The organism is Actinosynnema sp. (genome assembly GCF_052038725.1).
The window spans coordinates 1-1,659 of the sequence record NZ_JBQGCX010000623.1; the positions used below are offsets into that span (position 1 = coordinate 1).

A 1,659-nucleotide genomic window follows, 5' to 3' on the forward strand; every position below is an offset into this window, starting at 1 on the left:
GAGAACCCGAATGCCACGACCTATCACCCTGTTCACCGGGCAGTGGGCCGACCTGCCCCTGGAGGAGGTCGCCCGCCTGGCCGCCGGCTGGGGCTACGACGGGCTCGAGCTCGCGTGCTGGGGCGACCACCTCGACCCCTGGCAGGCGGCGGAGGACGACGCCTACGTCCAGGCCAAGCTCGACCTGCTGGAGAAGTACAACCTCCAGGTCTTCGCGATCTCCAACCACCTCAAGGGCCAGGCCGTCTGCGACGACCCGATCGACCACCGCCACCAGGCGATCGTGGGGGAGCGGGTCTGGGGCGACGGCGACGCCGAGGGCGTGCGGCAGCGCGCCGCGGAGGAGATGAAGAACACCGCCCGCCTGGCGGCCAAGCTCGGCGTCGACACCGTCATCGGCTTCACCGGCAGCGCGATCTGGAAGTACGTCGCGATGTTCCCGCCGGTCGGCCAGGACGTCATCGACGCCGGCTACGCCGACTTCGCCGACCGGTGGAACCCCATCCTCGACGTCTTCGACGAGTGCGGCGTGCGCTTCGCCCACGAGGTGCACCCGAGCGAGATCGCCTACGACTACTGGACGACCGTGCGGACCCTGGAGGCGATCGGCCACCGGGAGGCGTTCGGGCTCAACTGGGACCCCAGCCACATGGTGTGGCAGCAGGTGGACCCCGTCGCGTTCCTCTACGACTTCCGCGACCGCATCTACCACGTGGACTGCAAGGACACCCGGATGCGCATCGGCAACGGCCGCAACGGCCGCCTGGGCAGCCACCTCGCCTGGGCCGACGGTCGCCGCGGCTGGGACTTCGTCTCGACCGGCCACGGCGACGTCCCCTGGGAGGACTGCTTCCGCATGCTGAACCAGATCGGGTATACCGGACCAATCAGTGTGGAATGGGAGGATGCGGGCATGGACCGGTTGATCGGTGCCGAGGAGGCCATCGGCTTCGTGCGACGTCTCGCCGTGGACGCACCCGACGCCGCCTTCGACGCGGCCTTCAGCAGCTGACAGGCCGGTCCCACCCCGCATCAGCGCCCGAGAGGAGGCCCTGAGACACCGCGAGGCTCCCGTCACAGCAGGTCCCGCCGTTGCAGCGGCGGGCTGTGACGGGGCTCGCGGAACGCCCCGACAGGAGAGCGCGCCGTACCGGACAGCCTAGTGACATGCATCACGCCCTGTCCCGGGTTCCGCCGGACGCGTGCATCTGGCACACCAGAGAGGACACCGATGTCCCGTACCACGACAGTCCGCCCGGCTCGTCGCCGAGCCCGGGGGACCACCGCAGGGATCGCCGCCCTCGGCCTCGCCGTCACCGGCGTCGCCGCGGCCACGGGCAGCGCGAGCGCCGCACCCGCGGACCTCGCACCGCTGCCCCCGGACAGCTACTTCGACAAGGTCACCATCGACCGCACGCCCGGTGAGCCGATCGACCTCGCCGTGCTCCCGGACTCCCGGGTCCTGCACACCACCCGCGCCGGGGAGGTGCGGCTGCACGACCCCGAGAACGGGCTCACCACCACGGCCGCGCAGCTGCCGGTCTACCTCCACGACGAGGAGGGGCTGCAGAGCATCGCGATCGACCCCGACTTCGAGGACAACGGCTGGGTGTACCTGTACTACTCGCCCGAGCTCGACACCCCGGTCGACAACCCGGC

The 1,659-nt window shown here is 70.6% G+C and carries 2 protein-coding genes; both read left to right on the forward strand.

Features of this window, described 5'->3' with window-relative positions; genetic code table 11:
• The first annotated feature begins 10 nt into the window (after positions 1-10).
• Positions 11-1,012, forward strand: coding sequence for a sugar phosphate isomerase/epimerase family protein (locus tag ACTUAL_RS13205; protein WP_440900442.1), 1,002 nt, complete (start codon positions 11-13; stop codon positions 1,010-1,012).
• A gap of 219 nt (positions 1,013-1,231) precedes the next feature.
• Positions 1,232-1,659: PQQ-dependent sugar dehydrogenase (locus tag ACTUAL_RS13210; protein WP_440900441.1), on the forward strand; the 428-nt coding region annotated here is incomplete at its 3' end.